The organism is Paenibacillus sp. JNU01 (genome assembly GCF_059130585.1).
On sequence record NZ_CP169723.1, the window covers coordinates 5,662,318 to 5,678,329 of the forward strand.

Below are 16,012 nucleotides of genomic sequence, written 5' to 3' on the forward strand. Positions count from 1 at the left end.
TATAGCGCATTTCTAGATTTATTTCGATAATCGCGTTAGAATAAGGGATAATTCAGATTAAGGGGGATCAATAATGCTGAAAATCGGCTCCCACGTGTCCTTTTCGGACAAGGGATTATTGAGTGCAACGAAGGAAGCGTCCTCGTACGGTTCCAGTTCGTTTATGATATATACGGGTGCACCACAGAATACACGTCGCAAGCCAATTGAATCCATGTATATTGAAGAAGGTAAGCTAGCCATGCAAGAGGGTGGAATGGAAGATATCGTTGTCCATGCACCGTACATTATCAATCTTGGCTCATACAAAGACAACACGTATAGACTCGCTGTAGATTTCCTACAGGAAGAGATCCGTCGTACTCATGCCATTGGTGTCAAAAACATCGTATTACATCCCGGCGCTTTTACAGATAAAGATGCCCACTATGGGATCGGACGGATCGCAGAAGGGTTGAATGAAGTGCTGGAAGGTGTGAAAGAGACAGATGTGAACATCGCTCTGGAAACCATGGCTGGCAAAGGTACGGAGATGGGGCGCAGTTTTGAAGAGATCGCCCAGATTATCGAGAAAGTAACGTATAACGAGCGCCTGACAGTGTGTATGGATACGTGCCATATTCATGATGCCGGATACGATATCGTTAACGATTTTGACGGTGTATTGGAACAATTCGATCGCACGGTAGGACTTGACCGCATTGCCGTAATGCATATTAATGATAGTAAGAATGCTGTGGGTGCGCACAAGGACCGTCATACTCCAATTGGCTCCGGCTGGATTGGGTTTGAAGCGATTAACCGCATTGTTAACCATGAGAAGCTTCAAGGACGTCCATTTATTCTGGAGACACCTTGGATTGGCAAAGAGGCCAAAACACAGCGCCCAATGTATGAGGTGGAGATTGCGTTGCTTCGTGGGGATGTGGCCGGTCGATTCGGCCAGGAATTCCTGACAGAAGTAGAACAATTGCAACACTTTTTCAAAGGTAAAGAGATTGAGTCCCGTTCGTATATTCTGGATGTGTGGACGCTGCTCAAAAATGATGCCAAAGCCAAAAAGGCAGACCCGCGTGAACCGCTGGAACGCCTCTATGACATGGTGACTGAAGCTGCGTTGTTCCCACATTTGAATGAAGAACAACTGAATCATCGCTTGATTGCATGGCTTGCGGGTTAACCCCGCAGGTCATGGCTTATATTGAAGGAGGAAGAATAACCCGATGGAGATCCACGCTAAACAAGTACGCCCTGATTCTAAAAACCGCGCCGATCGTGCGCGCATGCTCATTTCCTGTCCGGATGGTCCAGGAATTGTAGCTGCGGTATCTCATTTCCTGCATCAGCATGGAGCAAATATTGTTCAGTCGGACCAGTACACCATGGACCCTGCTGGCGGCATGTTCTTTATGCGAATTGAGTTTGATCTTCCGCAATTGTTGGTCAATTTGCCGAAACTGGAAGCAGACTTTGCAGAAGTGGCAAGCCGTTTTCAAATGGAATGGACGCTATCAGCGGTTAGCCGCAAGAAGAAATTAGCTATCTTTGTATCCAAAGAAGATCATTGTCTGGTGGAATTGTTGTGGCAATGGCAGGCAGGCGATCTGGATGCAGATATTGCGCTTGTGGTCAGCAACCATCTGGACATGAAAGAATATGTAGAATCATTCGGCATTCCATATCATCATATTCCGGTTACAGCAGATACCAAGAAAGAAGCGGAACAGCGTCAACTGGACGTGATCGGCAACGATGTGGATGTGATCATTCTGGCTCGTTACATGCAGATCATCTCTCCAATGTTCATTGAGCACTATCGCAATCGAATCATTAATATCCATCATTCATTCCTGCCCGCCTTTGTGGGTGGTAAACCGTATGCACAAGCGTATAACCGTGGTGTCAAAATCATCGGTGCGACAGCGCACTATGTTACGGAAGAACTGGATGGCGGCCCGATTATTGAACAAGACGTGCAACGTGTAAGCCACGGGGATGATGTCACCGAACTGAAGCGTATTGGACGTACCATTGAGCGTGTTGTGCTTGCACGTGCCGTGAAATGGCATGTTGAAGACCGGGTTCTCGTTCATGAAAATAAGACGGTTGTATTTTAAGTTTATACTTTAATACTGTGCAAGGTTGATTCGGAACCACATAACAGATTGAGTAAAAAGCGACCCCATTCGTTTACGAACGGTGAGTCGCTTTTTTTGCGCTGATATACTTTCCGCACAAGCCGAGCACAATACCGAATAACAGATGTCCGATTATCCAGTAGATAATGGCTGTAATATCGTAAAGGTCGGGTACACGTGAAGATAGTTGAGAGAGCGGGATGTAGAGCAGGGACGATCCAGCTCCAAGCAAGATTCCTTTGAACATCGGGTGACCTGAACGCCCTACCCACCATAGATAGAAGATGCCGATGAACACGGAAACGACGAGATGCAGAGAGAATTCAATCCATTCGGGAAGGGTTGGCGGAAGTCGAGGTACAAAATCAATATTCAGAAGCAGGGTATATACCTTTTCACCAGTGTAAAACTGAATTGTTTTGAGAAAGAATCCAAGGACAACGCCCGAAACCATACCTGTTAAAATACCCGGGAACCAGGGTAATGAACGATTTGAGTACCTAGTAGGGGGAGCAGCGGGTACAGACATGATAACAACCTCCTATGATTGATGCTTACTTTGAAAAGTAAACCACAGTCCCGCTTTCGAATCCATATTCAGGATATGTTATGTAAATTTAACTTGGATATCTAAAAAGTGTATGGTTTTCGTGTTAAAGGTTATACTTCATGCGATGGATTTGCGAGGCTTAATAGGTCTGTTTATGGAATTTAATGCCTTGTCCTGATACGGTTTTTGCTTGATTGGCAAGGGATTATTCATCAAAAACAACCGATTTTTCACGAACTTCTAAAAGAAGGTTATGGAAAAGCTTCACGCCAAGTGATACAATACAAAAGTGAATAAGTCAAAATGAAACACTCAAGCGGATTCACTTATTGTGAAATTCGGTTTGCTTGTATGATGAGAGGGATTCGCTTGCGCACCCGACTTATCTAAAGACATGAGGAGGACAAACCATGACTGACAAAAACGAAGCGATTCAAAAGGATGAAAATACTACAATCGACAACCTGTCGATTACGACCGTACGTACTTTGGCGATTGATGCAATTGAGAAGGCAAATTCCGGACATCCGGGTATGCCTATGGGCTCCGCTCCAATGGGGTACCAACTTTTTGCAAAAACGATGACTCATAACCCGGACCACCCAACTTGGGTTAACCGGGACCGTTTTGTCCTGTCTGCAGGACACGGCTCCATGTTGCTGTACAGCTTGCTGCACCTGAGCGGATATGATCTTCCAATGGAAGAACTGAAACAGTTCCGTCAATGGGGAAGCAAAACACCGGGTCACCCGGAATTCGGACATACTGCAGGTGTTGATGCAACTACAGGCCCACTGGGTCAAGGTATTGCAATGGCTGTAGGTATGGCGATGGCTGAAGCTCAACTGGGCGCAACTTACAATAAAGATAAGTTCAACGTAGTTGACCACTACACTTACGCAATCTGTGGTGATGGTGACTTGATGGAAGGCGTATCGCATGAATCAGCTTCCCTGGCTGGACGTTTGCACCTAGGCAAATTGATCATGTTGTTCGACTCCAATGACATCACACTCGATGGTAAATTGGATCTGTCTTCTTCCGAAAGTATCGCGAAGCGTTTTGAAGCTTATGGCTGGCAAGTGCTGCGCGTAGAAGATGGTAACGATCTGCCTGCAATCGAAAAAGCAATTCAGGAAGGTCAAGCAGATACACTGCGTCCTACACTGATCGAAGTTAAAACGGTTATCGGTTATGGTAGCCCGAACAAACAAGGTAAAGGCGGTCACGGCGGTACTCACGGATCTCCACTGGGTGCAGACGAAGCCAAATTGACTAAAGAGTATTACAAATGGGTTTACGAAGAAAACTTCCACGTACCAGCTGAAGTTCGCGATCACTTTGCACAAGTGAAAGATCGTGGTATCTCTGCTAATAAAGCTTGGGACGAGAAATTTGCCGAGTACAAAAAAGCATACCCTGAGCTGGCAGCTCAATTCGAAACAGCGATTAACGGCGACCTTCCAGAAGGATGGGACCGTGATCTTCCTAAATATGCAGCAACAGACAAAGCGCTCTCCACTCGTGTAGCATCCGGTAACGCTCTGAACGGTCTGGCACATAACGTGCCACAACTGACAGGTGGATCTGCTGACTTGGAAAGCTCCACAATGACTCACTTGAACAACCTGGAGAACTTCACACCTGAAGATTACTCCGGCCGTAACATCTACTTCGGTATCCGTGAATTCGGTATGGCTGGAGCAATGAACGGTATGGCACTGCACAGTGGTGTGAAAGTATTCGGAGGTACGTTCTTCGTATTTACCGATTACCTTCGTCCGGCTGTTCGTCTGGCTGCCCTGATGGGATTGCCTGTAACGTATGTTCTGACTCACGACAGTATCGCTGTTGGTGAAGACGGTCCTACGCACGAACCGATCGAGCAACTGGCATCCCTGCGTATCATCCCTAACCTGACGGTTATTCGTCCGGCTGATGGTAATGAAACTTCGGCTGCTTGGGCTTACGCGCTTGAGAACAAGAGCAATCCGGTTGCACTCGTACTCACTCGTCAAAACCTGCCGATCCTCGAAGGTACCGTTGAAGGTTCACGTGAGAACGTGAAACGTGGTGCTTATGTTGTGTCTGATGCAAAAGATGGCAAACCGGTAGCACAAATCATCGCTACAGGTTCTGAAGTGCAATTGGCTGTTAAAGCTCAAGTAGCACTTGCAGAACAAGGCATTCAAGTTCGCGTAATCAGCATGCCAAGCTGGGATCTGTTCGAGAAACAGGACAAAGCTTACAGAGAGTCCGTTCTTCTTCCGGATGTTAAAGCTCGTCTTGCCATTGAAATGGCTTATCCAATGGGCTGGGAGAAATATGTTGGAGATCAAGGTGACATTCTCGGAATCAGCACATTCGGTGCTTCCGCGCCTGGCGACCGTGTTATCCAAGAGTATGGCTTTACAGTGGACAACGTGGTTAGCCGCGTAAAAGCATTGCTGTAATAGTTTCATAAGCGCTGCTATGGTTGGGAGGGCACCATGCTCTCCTGATCCATGGCAGTAAGTTATTTCCGCAGAACATGGGCGGTAACTCATTATCGCCCTGATCTGTTTTGCCTTTTGTTTTCATTAACTTCAGGGGAGCGGGTACGCATGTCACAATTCGATCAAGTCAGTGTAGTGAAAGAGGCCAACATTTATTATGAAGGTCAGGTAACCAGCAGAACGGTTATTTTGGGGGATGGCAGCAAAGTGACTCTGGGCATCATGCTTCCAGGCAGTTATGAATTCGGTACGGATTCCCGTGAAATTATGGAGATTCTGTCCGGAGATCTGAAAGTATTGCTTCCCGGAGAAGAAGAGTGGCAAGAGATTCAAGGCCAAGCTACGTTCCACGTGCCTGCCGAATCCAAATTTAAACTGGAGATACGCAGCGTTACTGACTACGTCTGCTCGTACCCGGCGGAATAACATAAGAAGGGTAAGCAGAACCGCAACCTGCGGATTCGGTTTACCCTTTTTGCTTCTTGAATACGAACGACAAAGTTCGAGCGGCAAGCTTGTCAGCCCCGTGGATTTGAAGTATCCTTAAGGCAAGTTGTTTAGAATGGAATACGGAAAACACGCACTATAACCGAAATCAGGAGGTATTTGAGATCATGGCAAAAAAAGTGACATTTGACTATAGCACAGCATTGCAATTTGTAAATCAGCACGAAGTGGATTATTTCGCAGAACCAATTCGTTTGGCTCATGAGCAGCTCCACAACGGAACAGGAACAGGGTCCGACTATCTGGGCTGGATTGACCTGCCAACGGCTTATGACAAAGAAGAGTTCGCCCGCATTCAAAAAGCAGCTGCCAAAATCCAAAGCGACTCCGAAGTACTGATCGTTATCGGTATTGGTGGATCTTACCTGGGTGCACGTGCAGCGATTGAAATGCTGACACACTCTTTTTATAACAACCTGCCAAAAGATAAACGCAAAACACCTGAAATCTATTTTGCAGGAAACAATATCAGTTCCACATATGTAACTCACTTGCTGGATCTGGTTGAAGGCAAAGATTTCTCCGTAAACGTGATCTCCAAATCAGGTACAACAACAGAACCGGCAATCGCTTTCCGTATCTTCCGTGCAGCATTGGAAGAGAAATACGGTAAGGAAGAAGCACGCAAACGCATCTATGCAACAACAGACAAAGCGCGCGGTGCATTGAAAGAACTGGCAAATGCTGAAGGGTATGAATCTTTCATTATTCCGGACGATGTAGGTGGACGTTACTCCGTTCTGACAGCTGTAGGTTTGCTGCCTATCGCAGCAGCGGGGATCAGCATCGAAGAAATGATGCAAGGTGCGGCTGACGCATCCAAGGAATACAGCAACCCGAACGTAGCAGAGAACGAAGCATATCAATATGCAGCTGTTCGTAATGCATTGTATCGTAAAGGAAAAGGCACAGAGATTCTCGTAAACTATGAGCCATCCCTGCACTTCGTGTCCGAGTGGTGGAAACAGTTATTCGGAGAGAGTGAAGGTAAAGACTACAAAGGGATCTACCCAGCATCTGTTGATTTCTCTACAGACTTGCACTCCATGGGTCAATTCATTCAGGAAGGTAGCCGGAATATCTTCGAAACCGTGATTCAGGTTACTGAAGTTGCAGAACATATCTCGATCAAATCCGATCCGGATGACTTGGACGGTCTGAACTTCCTTGAAGGTAAAACGATGGACTTTGTTAACAAAAAAGCATTCCAGGGAACACTGCTTGCACATACAGATGGTCAAGTACCAAATCTGATTGTGAACATTCCAGATATGACTCCATATTCTTTCGGATATCTGGTATACTTCTTTGAAAAAGCATGCGGCATCAGTGGCTACCTGCTGGGTGTCAATCCATTTGACCAACCGGGCGTGGAAGCGTACAAGAAAAATATGTTTGCATTGCTGGGCAAACCAGGCTTTGAAGAAGAGAAAGCAGCGCTTGAAGCGAGACTTTCCGAATAATTCATCGGTCTGCTCATATAGTTAAATAAGCTAATGTAAATCTATCCGGGGATTACTGTTGAGTGTAATACAGGGTTCCCGGATATAGATAACCAGGGCAGTTCGTCCGCGTTCACGCGGGGAACTGCTTTCTTGTAAAATGGGACTCAGGAAAAGACTAGAAAGTTGGATTTGGGATGATTGAACGTTATCGCACGGTTCGAGGACCGGGCAATCTGGAAATTGTAATCAAGAAGTCGCGATTTATCGGACATATTATGCCGGTCACGACAGAGGAAGAAGCCGTTGCCTTTATTGATGATATCAAGAAAAAACATTGGAATGCGACTCATAACTGCTCTGCGTACATGATTGGGGAGCGGGATGAGATCCAGAAGCAATCCGATGACGGGGAACCTAGCGGAACAGCAGGGAAACCCATTCTTGAAGTGATTAAAAATCAGAAATTAAAAAATGTGGCAATTGTGGTTACACGATACTTTGGGGGAATCATGCTTGGAGCCGGAGGGTTAATTCGGGCTTATACGGATGGAGCTGTAGCAGCCATTGAAGCCGGAGAAGCCATTACCAACGTGCTGCATCGTGAAGTGTTTGTTGAACTGGATTATACATGGTTGGGTAAAGTGGAAAATGAGTTAAGGAGCCGGGAAGTCCGTACAGGTGAAACTGGATTCACCGATAAGGTTACGTTGACTTGTCTTCCGCCGGATAGTGAAACCGAGGCTTTTGTAGCCTGGATCACGGATTTGACGCAAGGGCAATCCCGGATCACGGAGGGACAGCGGCTTTATTTTATTGAAGGGGAATAAAATATATGGCTAGAAGAGCAGTCGAACAGGAGTTGTCGAGGGAGCGGATACTGGAGGCGGCGAGGCACCTTTTTATTACCAAAGGATACCGCGCCATTTCGATGCGAAGCATCGGCCAGCATCTAGGCTATAGTCATGGGTCGCTGTATTATCACTTTAAGGAAAAGGCAGAGCTGTTCTATGCCATCGTGGTTGAAGATTTCAATTATCTGGGGCATTTGCTGCTGCAAGCTATGGTCAGGCCGGTTCGTGATGATGTGAGCAAGGTAGAGCACATTATGATGGAGTTTATTCGTTTTGGTCTGGAGAATCCCTATCAATACGAGATTATGTTTATGATCAGGGACGAAGAACTGTTGTCTTATTGTCGTACCGAACAGGGACGCTGCTTCGAATTATTTGCATCGATTATAAGGCAGTATATGAACGAAGCGAACTGTACGGAAGAGGATATTCAAAGGGTACCGCGTACGCTATTTTTGGCTATGCACGGATTCATTTCTTATTACATTCAGGACCGTTTAACGTTTGAGGAGATTGAATCGTCTGCGCTGTCTCATGTCAAAGTGCTGTGCCGCAATCTGGGTCAGCAGCCTGAGTCTGGCGTCCAATAATGGCGCAATTGTTGCACCCCTACACTTCAGGGCGGTGATTTGTCATAACTTTAATTCTTTATCACATTGTCTCGCGAAAGTTAATGAGCGCAGAAGACCAAGTCAGGCGGCTCCGACCCGGTAAGAGGGTGGACCGCCTGTTTGTGTGTGCAAAAACGAAAGAACAGATGCAGGCCTGTTCGCCTGGAACTAGCCTTCCATGATTTTGAGAAAGTACTCCCGCTCACGTGGTCCATCGAATTCGCAAAAATAAATGCCTTGCCAGCGGCCAAGCAGCAACCTGCCTTCGTGAATAATCACCGTCTGTGATGGCCCTGTTGTGATTGATTTGAGGTGAGAGGCTGTATTGCCTTCGGCATGTCGGTACTTGGGATGCTCCCAAGGATACACTTCGTCCAGACGTAACAAGACATCGTGTTTTACATCCGGGTCTGCATTCTCGTTGATGGCGATACCCGCGGTTGTATGTGGGCAGTAGATGAGCACCGTCCCGTTCTGCACACCACTACTCTGGACAACCTGCTTCACGTCCCGTGTGATATCCTTCATTTCATCTCGTGTGGAAGTGGATATATTCTTCGTATATAACATGTTTAATCACTCCTTATCATCTCTGTTCTTACCCTCGATTGTACCTTAACCACTACATACCAAACAAACCACATATGTAAGGTGAAAAAAAGAAAATCGCCTCATAACGGAGAGGACAGAAATAACCTGAAGAAGCGTAAGCTAAAAGCTTTCTGTAAGAAAGCTGCTTCGGAAGCATAAGCTTCACCTTTATCACCGGATTTCCCCTTTAATACAAAGGGGATTAAAGAAATCTGGGGATAACAGTGATCGGAAGGTTGTTCTGGCCTCGCAGTGTACAGGTGCGATTATAATTAATTGATCTTATATCTGGCCTAATTATATTCAATAAAAGCATTGACGATTAGCACTGCAAACTGGTAAAGTATCAGAAAAGCAAAACCAAGTAGACTAATGGGAATAATAATGAAGTAATATCATCCAACTTAGGAAAATGTCGTATTGAAGCCAGGAAGACTGCCGACCGGAGCTAAAGCCGGAGGCTGGGAGGGAACGCAGCAATGAATACCGTTCTTCGTCATAAGGGATGGACTTGGGGATTCCGCAGTACCGTATTGTTATATTTTATCGTACTTATTGTACTTCCAATCATCGGTGTGTACGTCAATTCCTTCTCTGAAGGATGGAGCAACTTTGTTCAGAGCATTATGGACCCCATCGCGTGGAAAGCCGTACTGCTGACGATTCGGTTGGCCGTGATTGCTACGCTGATTAATGTGGTTCTGGGCACGATGATTGCCTGGGTGCTGACAAGGTATCGCTTTGTAGGCCGATCGTTTCTTAACAGTCTGGTTGATCTCCCGTTTGCACTGCCAACAGCGGTGGGCGGCTTGATGATTATGCTGCTATTGGGTCCGGTCAGTGCCATCGGGAAACTGGCACAATCCATGGGGTTTGAGATTGTATTTCACCAGCCCGCAATTGTTATCGCGATGACTTTTGTCACGTTTCCGTTTGTGATCCGTGCGGTGCAGCCTTTGCTGGAAGAAATCGATCCTTCCGAGGAAGAGGCCTCGTACACAATGGGGGCATCCAAGGCTCGCACGTTCATGCAAGTTATTCTGCCATCCATGGCACCTGGCATGATCAGTGGAGGGATGCTCGCTTTCTCCAGAGGACTGGCTGAATTCGGGGCTGTCGTGTTGGTGGCTGGTAACATTCCGGGAAGAACACTGACTGCTTCCGTATTTATCTACGGGGAGATTGAAAGTGATAATCCCACGGGCGCGGCTGCTGTATCCGTGTTGCTCCTAACGCTCTCCTTCCTGATCCTCTGGCTGATCAATCTGGTGCAGATGCGGGGGAGAAGACGATGAGACGACTCTTAATCGGATTGACGTTTGCGGTATTTATCGTACTGCTGATCATCCCGCTTGGACGCATTTTTATTGGTGCATTTGAAGACGGGGCAGATGGATTCCTGAAAGGGCTGATGAGCCCTGAGGCGTTACATGCTTTGATGATGACCGGACTGGTAGTCCTGGTGGTCACCCTGTTAAATACATTGTTTGGCATCATGATGGCTCTGTATCTGGTTCGTGCCGGATGGTTGAGTGAACGGATAAAAGGGCTGCTGAACAGCATTGTAGACCTGCCTTATGCTGTATCTCCTGTCATTGGCGGTTTGATGATTGTGTTGATGTTGGGACCTAACAGCATTATGGGCGCTTTTTTTGAAGGGATTGGATTTAATGTGGTCTATGCCTTCCCGGGTATGGTGATCGCAACGTTATTCGTTACCTTTCCACTGATGGTCAGAGAGGTTATGCCTGTCCTGCAGGAACTGGGTTCTCAACAAGAGGAGGCTGCTTCTACACTGGGCGCCTACGGCTGGAGAACGTTCTGGAGTGTGACATGGCCTTCGATCCGCTGGGCGGTAGTGTATGGTCTGGTCTTGACGGTTGCGCGCTCACTTGGAGAATTCGGTGCAGTGCTGGTTGTATCCGGTAATATTATGAACAAAACGCAGACAGCAACAACCCTGGTGTATCAGGATGTTGAGAATTTTAATGTGGCTGCCGCAAATGGTGTTGCATTGGTGCTGGTCACCTTCTCCATCGGGCTGCTGCTCCTGATGGAATGGGCCAAGAAGCGAAAGGAAGTGCATTGATATGCATGTAGAAGTCCGTGATCTGAACAAACATTTCGGTGATTTTCATGCGGTAAAAGATGTCTCATTCGATATTGCCAAAGGCCATCTGATCGGTCTGCTTGGACCCAGCGGAGGCGGGAAGACTTCCATTCTGCGGATGCTTGCGGGTCTGGAGAATCCAGGTTCCGGAGAGATTCGCTTTCATGGGAAAGTCGTGAACCATCTGCCTCCACAGGAACGTGGAATCGGATTTGTATTCCAGAACTATGCCCTGTTCAAACATATGACGGTATTTGAGAATATTGCTTTTGGACTCAAGGTCAAGAAGACACCGAAGGCCAAGATCCGTGATCGGGTTATGGAACTTGTTGAACTGACCGGGTTAAAAGGTTTCGAACAGCGCTATCCACATCAGTTGTCTGGTGGGCAGCGTCAACGTGTGGCTTTTGCCAGAGCACTCGCCCCGGAGCCGCAGTTGTTATTGCTGGACGAACCGTTCGCGGCCATTGATGCCAAGATCCGTCAGGAACTGCGTTCATGGTTACGGGAGCTCATCGAGCGAGTGGGAATTACTTCGATCTTTGTAACGCATGACCAGGATGAAGCGATTGAAGTAGCAGACGAGATTATGATTATCAGCCAGGGGCGTCTGGAACAGAAGGGCACACCTTGGGATATCTACAAAAATCCGCAGACACCGTTTGTCGCTACATTTATCGGGGAGTCTACGGTTGTGGAGGATGCCTCCCAGTTGAAAGGATTCGAACATGCCGTCGAGGGTGAACACACCAAAGCGCTAATTCGACCGGAATATATTGAGATCGGCTTGAAAAACGAGTTCACCATGTTGTCCGCAACGGAAAAAGGTACAGTCAAACATCTTCATTTCCGCGGCAGTCAATGGATGGTAGAGGTGGATGTACAAGGGCACAAGTTAATCACCTATCGTTCCCTGGAGAAAACGACATTGGAGATTGGTCAACAAATTCGCGTCCTTGTACACCGTGCATACCTGTTCAATGACTCCAACAGTTGGGTGGTTGAGAACCGACTGAAGGAAGATCCGATGCCGGTGATGATTTAGTCAAGTGGAAGAAAGGGGCTGCCCATGCAGATGAGGAAGAAGAAAGTCATACTCTTATATGTTGCCCTCATGCTTCTGCTCGTCTGCATGACCGCTGGATGCAGCAAGCAGGAGGAGTCAAGCGAACAGAATGAGCCCGCTGGTACCGATTCATCCAATACGCTAGTGATCGGTGCTTATAGTGTAGCAAAAGACGCTGTAGGCGAGTTGCTGCCCAAGTTCCAGGAAGAGTGGAAGGCAAAGACCGGACAGACGATTAACTTCCAGGAGTCCTATGAAGCTTCGGGTACACAGGCAAGAGCCATCGTCGGTGGATTCGAGGCGGATGTGGCCTTGCTCGCGATGGAGAGTGATATCGACAAGCTGGTCAAAGCCGATCTGGTTAGCCCCGATTGGAAACAGACCCCTCATGAGGGCATGATCACCCGTTCGATTGTTGTTCTGGGCACCAGAGCTGGCAACCCGCTTGGAATTCATGATTTTCAGGATTTAACCAAGCCGGGAGTGAAGGTACTCTACCCTAATCCAAAGACATCCGGGGGCGCACAATGGGACATTAATGCCATTTATGGTGCCGGATTGAAACTGTCGGAGGAGCAAGAGGGGAAGAAAGATCCTGCCGCAGCCAAAGCTTTTCTCGAACAGGTACATCGTAACGTTGAGTCATTGGACAAGAGTGGGCGTTCTTCGATGGCAGCTTTCGAATATGGCGTAGGTGATGTAATCGTCACATATGAAAATGAATTGCTTGCCCGGATCGCCAAAGGTGTAGATTACGACATCGTTATTCCGAAAAATACGATCCTCATTGAGAACCCGGCAGTCGTGGTGAATAAGTATGCCGACAAACATGGGAATCGTGAACTGGCTGAAGCCTTTGTCGCATATCTGCGTACACCGGAAGCACAGCAGATTTTCGCGAAGCATGGTTTTCGTTCCGTAGACCCGGATGTATTTGCACAGACGGAGTCGACATTCCCAACACCTGAAGGGTTATTTGATATCAACTATCTGGGTGGATGGGACGAGGTACGCAGTACGCTGTACTCCAAACGTGGCGTGTGGTATCAGGTGCTTGCGGGATTATGAGTATTGCTGATGTAATCGAATAGATAACCGAGCATGTGGATACTAAACCTTCATTTCAATGGAAGTAGAGATGAAGGTTTTTTACTGCCAATAGGATATAATAGAGGTATACTGAATCATGATTGTTACATAGTACTAACAGGAAGGCGTGAATTGGATGAGTTCAGAGATTAAATTATCCCAAAGTACAGCGATTCGACTGGAGCAGGCCCGCGGTAAGGGGATGTCCGAGGAAGATATTTTAAAAGCCATTCAAGCCAAAGACGTTTCCGCTTTTGACGCAGTGTCTGAAGAGGAATACCGATATAATGAATTTTTCTCGTATGCGGACGAGCACGGTGAAAATCTGGAGACAGCAGTGAAAGAAGGCTACCGGATTACCTTTAACACGCGTGGTGGGCTCGGAATTTGGTTGGAAAAGGCCTTTAAGGTGCAGCCAGAGAAAGACTTCACGGTGGGTGAAGGAATCGTTACCGGATTACAGTTGAAACCGGAGCAGGCAGAGGTGCTGGCGAAGCGACTTGCGTCGAACTGGGTGATTACGGAGTCGAAGGATGTACCTGCGGGTAAGGAATTGACATTGAAGCTGCGGGCACTGGTGTAGTTCGAGCGTTGAATTCATATGAGTTGAACGCTCCCGAATGGAGCGAAGCATGGAGATGAAGTCTGACGGTGAACAGTCAGACCACAGACTGTCCCGAATTGCAGTGCATAACTGCTGCGGGATGGTCTTTTTTTTGCAAAAACAGAGGTGCACGATTACAATTTACATATCATGAATTCAGGGGGGAATGCAGATTGAATCAGCTAACATTTCTGGGCACTGGCGATGCGATGGGCGTTCCACGTGTGTATTGCGATTGCGAAGTGTGTACAGAGGCGAGGCTTACGGGAGAGAATAAACGGAAACGTTCCTCTGTTCTGATTGACTATGATGGCGATGGTGCGAGTGAACAATTCATGATCGACTGCGGGCCGGACTGGAGATCACAGATGGAGGATCAGGGATTGCGTATGGTGCATACGCTGCTCATCACGCATGCCCATTTTGACCATATTGGAGGATTGCCGGAATGGGCAGATGCGTGCCGCTGGTTGGGTGTGAAGGGACGTTTATATTCACCACGTGAAGTGATATCCACCATTCAGGGACAGTTTCCCTGGTTGGGGCGTCATATGGACTTTCTAGAAACGGATGATGATATTGAACTCGGGGGATGGAGGGTGCATTCCTGGAAAGTGTGCCATGGGCATAACGGGTATTCGTACGCGTATCGGCTGGATCGGGTTGGGTATAGCTGGGCGTACTGTTCAGATGCCATTGACCTGAAGGAATCCGAGAAAGAGCCGCTACACGGATTGGATATGCTGGTGCTGGGAACAAGCTTTGTACATGAACATGCGGAATTCTCCACACGTTCCGTGTACGATATGCGCGAGGCACAGGAGCTGCTGCGGGAACTGAAACCGGGTCATACCTATTTTACACATATGTCCCATGACGTTGATGTACGCCAGAATTATAATCTGGATCAAGGTATCACGATTGCTCTTACTGGGATGAAAGTGTCGCTTGGAACCCTTCGAACTTAAAAGTGGGAGCAGGGAAAAAATGATTTTAGAAGAGCGTATCCTTTGGAAGAGGTTCTTCGTTTACATAGTGTGAGTCACAATAATCAGGAACCAGCAAAGGGGGGCCCCCGATATGGCCTTTGTGAAGTCCGTGAATTGCCGCATGAACAGACCACAAGAGGATGAACTAAAAAATAAACCTGATCTGGAATCCGGTGATATCGCCGGACATCCAGTTAACCAGAACATTCATGCCGTCTTAACCGACCTGATGGGTCCGTTATATGCGTATTGCTTATCCCTGACCAGATCTGTACCCGAGACCGAGGACTTGGTTCAGGATACCTGTCTCAAAGTATTGTCGTCCACGGCGGTGCAATCTTCCGAGACGACGAAAGAGATGAACTGGGAAGCTTATCTGATCCGAATTGCTCGCAACAGCTGGATTGATATGCTTCGGAAGCAACAGAGATTGCATTCCATATTGGATGGCTTGAAGCCTGTTATGCGAGAGTTCGCAGAGGAAGAGCATTTTGAAGAGCTAGAATCTGCTGTTCAGTTATTAATTAGCGAATTACCACCCTGGCAGCGTGCCATATATGTATTACGTGAATTAATGGGTTATAAGGCGGCAGAGACTGCGGATATGCTGGAGACGACAGAAGGCGCTGTGAAAGCGGCGTTAAGTCGTGCCCGTTCAGCCATCGCTGAGGTGAGGCACAGGTTGGAACAATCGGACGCTGAATTGCAGTATGGAGAGGGCTCAGTGGAGGACAATCAACAGGAGCTGCGCAGCTATCTGCTGGCATTCCGCACGGGAGATACCGCGCGCATCATTGATCTGTGCCTGAATCGGACCGATGATCCGATGGCTGTGGCCGGCAGCATTTTGCAGCAGACTCTGCCGTCTCCATCCATGCAGCCAGTGATGTACGGGTACGCCGCTTCCGGAACGAATGCGATGTCGTATGGAGGTGGGTACACGGTCAACATGGTTGCCTAAACCAA

16 protein-coding genes are annotated in these 16,012 nt (G+C 47.5%); 14 read left to right on the forward strand and 2 right to left on the reverse strand.

Features of this window, described 5'->3' with window-relative positions; translation table 11 throughout:
- Positions 1-73 precede the first annotated feature (73 nt).
- Positions 74-1,180 (forward strand): deoxyribonuclease IV, encoded by a 1,107-nt coding sequence (locus NLBNIHML_RS24615; RefSeq protein ID WP_149846393.1) that lies wholly within the window; start codon positions 74-76, stop codon positions 1,178-1,180.
- Positions 1,181-1,223: 43 nt separating this feature from the next.
- Positions 1,224-2,117: a formyltetrahydrofolate deformylase gene (gene purU / locus NLBNIHML_RS24620; protein ID WP_339240413.1), complete on the forward strand. Its 894-nt coding sequence runs from the start codon at positions 1,224-1,226 to the stop codon at positions 2,115-2,117.
- A gap of 73 nt (positions 2,118-2,190) precedes the next feature.
- On the opposite strand, the gene NLBNIHML_RS24625 is transcribed toward purU, so the two are convergent.
- Positions 2,191-2,667, reverse strand: a complete 477-nt coding sequence (locus NLBNIHML_RS24625; protein WP_339240414.1) for a hypothetical protein — start codon at positions 2,665-2,667, stop codon at positions 2,191-2,193.
- A gap of 431 nt (positions 2,668-3,098) precedes the next feature.
- Here NLBNIHML_RS24625 and tkt point away from each other — a divergent pair, with 431 nt between their 5' ends.
- The 5 genes from tkt to NLBNIHML_RS24650 all read left to right on the forward strand — a co-directional run bounded on the left by tkt (position 3,099) and on the right by NLBNIHML_RS24650 (position 8,576).
- Positions 3,099-5,141, forward strand: a complete 2,043-nt coding sequence (gene tkt / locus NLBNIHML_RS24630) for a transketolase (RefSeq protein WP_494352993.1) — start codon at positions 3,099-3,101, stop codon at positions 5,139-5,141.
- A gap of 150 nt (positions 5,142-5,291) precedes the next feature.
- Positions 5,292-5,609, forward strand: a complete 318-nt coding sequence (gene ppnP, locus NLBNIHML_RS24635) for a pyrimidine/purine nucleoside phosphorylase (protein ID WP_105408176.1) — start codon at positions 5,292-5,294, stop codon at positions 5,607-5,609.
- Between the two features lie 188 nt (positions 5,610-5,797).
- Positions 5,798-7,153, forward strand: a complete 1,356-nt coding sequence (locus NLBNIHML_RS24640; RefSeq protein WP_017689982.1) for a glucose-6-phosphate isomerase — start codon at positions 5,798-5,800, stop codon at positions 7,151-7,153.
- A 176-nt stretch (positions 7,154-7,329) separates the two neighbouring features.
- Positions 7,330-7,962, forward strand: a complete 633-nt coding sequence (locus NLBNIHML_RS24645) for a YigZ family protein (protein WP_253431918.1) — start codon at positions 7,330-7,332, stop codon at positions 7,960-7,962.
- 5 nt (positions 7,963-7,967) lie between these two features.
- Positions 7,968-8,576, forward strand: a complete 609-nt coding sequence (locus NLBNIHML_RS24650; RefSeq protein ID WP_339240417.1) for a TetR/AcrR family transcriptional regulator — start codon at positions 7,968-7,970, stop codon at positions 8,574-8,576.
- A gap of 189 nt (positions 8,577-8,765) precedes the next feature.
- Here the strand turns inward: NLBNIHML_RS24650 and NLBNIHML_RS24655 are convergent, their stop codons facing one another.
- Complete coding sequence (locus NLBNIHML_RS24655; protein ID WP_339240418.1) at positions 8,766-9,167, reverse strand: secondary thiamine-phosphate synthase enzyme YjbQ; 402 nt, start codon at positions 9,165-9,167, stop codon at positions 8,766-8,768.
- A 500-nt stretch (positions 9,168-9,667) separates the two neighbouring features.
- Between NLBNIHML_RS24655 and cysT the strand changes: the two genes are divergently transcribed.
- The 7 genes from cysT (at position 9,668) to NLBNIHML_RS24690 (ending at position 16,007) form a co-directional block, all read left to right on the forward strand.
- Complete coding sequence (cysT, locus tag NLBNIHML_RS24660) at positions 9,668-10,483, forward strand: sulfate ABC transporter permease subunit CysT (RefSeq protein WP_494352994.1); 816 nt, start codon at positions 9,668-9,670, stop codon at positions 10,481-10,483.
- Positions 10,480-11,277, forward strand: a complete 798-nt coding sequence (locus NLBNIHML_RS24665; RefSeq protein WP_494352995.1) for a sulfate ABC transporter permease subunit — start codon at positions 10,480-10,482, stop codon at positions 11,275-11,277. Before cysT ends, NLBNIHML_RS24665 begins: the two co-directional genes overlap by 4 nt.
- Before the next feature lies 1 nt (position 11,278).
- Positions 11,279-12,343, forward strand: a complete 1,065-nt coding sequence (locus NLBNIHML_RS24670; protein WP_494352996.1) for a sulfate/molybdate ABC transporter ATP-binding protein — start codon at positions 11,279-11,281, stop codon at positions 12,341-12,343.
- A 24-nt stretch (positions 12,344-12,367) separates the two neighbouring features.
- The gene (locus NLBNIHML_RS24675; RefSeq protein WP_339240420.1) at positions 12,368-13,432 is read left to right on the forward strand and encodes a sulfate ABC transporter substrate-binding protein; all 1,065 of its coding nucleotides are present in this window, start codon (positions 12,368-12,370) and stop codon (positions 13,430-13,432) included.
- Positions 13,433-13,589: 157 nt separating this feature from the next.
- Entirely contained in the window at positions 13,590-14,036 is a 447-nt protein-coding gene (locus NLBNIHML_RS24680; RefSeq protein ID WP_339303536.1) for a hypothetical protein, read from the forward strand.
- 194 nt (positions 14,037-14,230) lie between these two features.
- Positions 14,231-15,025 carry an MBL fold metallo-hydrolase gene (locus NLBNIHML_RS24685; RefSeq protein WP_494352997.1) on the forward strand — a complete coding sequence of 265 codons (795 nt, stop codon included), beginning with the start codon at positions 14,231-14,233 and terminating at the stop codon, positions 15,023-15,025.
- A 112-nt stretch (positions 15,026-15,137) separates the two neighbouring features.
- Complete coding sequence (locus NLBNIHML_RS24690) at positions 15,138-16,007, forward strand: RNA polymerase sigma factor (protein ID WP_494352998.1); 870 nt, start codon at positions 15,138-15,140, stop codon at positions 16,005-16,007.
- Positions 16,008-16,012 lie beyond the last annotated feature (5 nt).

Bases quoted from the DNA above. Each gene is read 5' to 3' on its own strand.
- NLBNIHML_RS24615 (WP_149846393.1), top strand. From the start codon at position 74: ATGCTGAAAATCGGCTCCCACGTGTCCTTTTCGGACAAGGGATTATTG.
- purU (WP_339240413.1), top strand. From the start codon at position 1,224: ATGGAGATCCACGCTAAACAAGTACGCCCTGATTCTAAAAACCGCGCC.
- NLBNIHML_RS24625 (WP_339240414.1), bottom strand. From the start codon at position 2,667: ATGTCTGTACCCGCTGCTCCCCCTACTAGGTACTCAAATCGTTCATTA.
- tkt (WP_494352993.1), top strand. From the start codon at position 3,099: ATGACTGACAAAAACGAAGCGATTCAAAAGGATGAAAATACTACAATC.
- ppnP (WP_105408176.1), top strand. From the start codon at position 5,292: ATGTCACAATTCGATCAAGTCAGTGTAGTGAAAGAGGCCAACATTTAT.
- NLBNIHML_RS24640 (WP_017689982.1), top strand. From the start codon at position 5,798: ATGGCAAAAAAAGTGACATTTGACTATAGCACAGCATTGCAATTTGTA.
- NLBNIHML_RS24645 (WP_253431918.1), top strand. From the start codon at position 7,330: ATGATTGAACGTTATCGCACGGTTCGAGGACCGGGCAATCTGGAAATT.
- NLBNIHML_RS24650 (WP_339240417.1), top strand. From the start codon at position 7,968: ATGGCTAGAAGAGCAGTCGAACAGGAGTTGTCGAGGGAGCGGATACTG.
- NLBNIHML_RS24655 (WP_339240418.1), bottom strand. From the start codon at position 9,167: ATGTTATATACGAAGAATATATCCACTTCCACACGAGATGAAATGAAG.
- cysT (WP_494352994.1), top strand. From the start codon at position 9,668: ATGAATACCGTTCTTCGTCATAAGGGATGGACTTGGGGATTCCGCAGT.
- NLBNIHML_RS24665 (WP_494352995.1), top strand. From the start codon at position 10,480: ATGAGACGACTCTTAATCGGATTGACGTTTGCGGTATTTATCGTACTG.
- NLBNIHML_RS24670 (WP_494352996.1), top strand. From the start codon at position 11,279: ATGCATGTAGAAGTCCGTGATCTGAACAAACATTTCGGTGATTTTCAT.
- NLBNIHML_RS24675 (WP_339240420.1), top strand. From the start codon at position 12,368: ATGCAGATGAGGAAGAAGAAAGTCATACTCTTATATGTTGCCCTCATG.
- NLBNIHML_RS24680 (WP_339303536.1), top strand. From the start codon at position 13,590: ATGAGTTCAGAGATTAAATTATCCCAAAGTACAGCGATTCGACTGGAG.
- NLBNIHML_RS24690 (WP_494352998.1), top strand. From the start codon at position 15,138: ATGGCCTTTGTGAAGTCCGTGAATTGCCGCATGAACAGACCACAAGAG.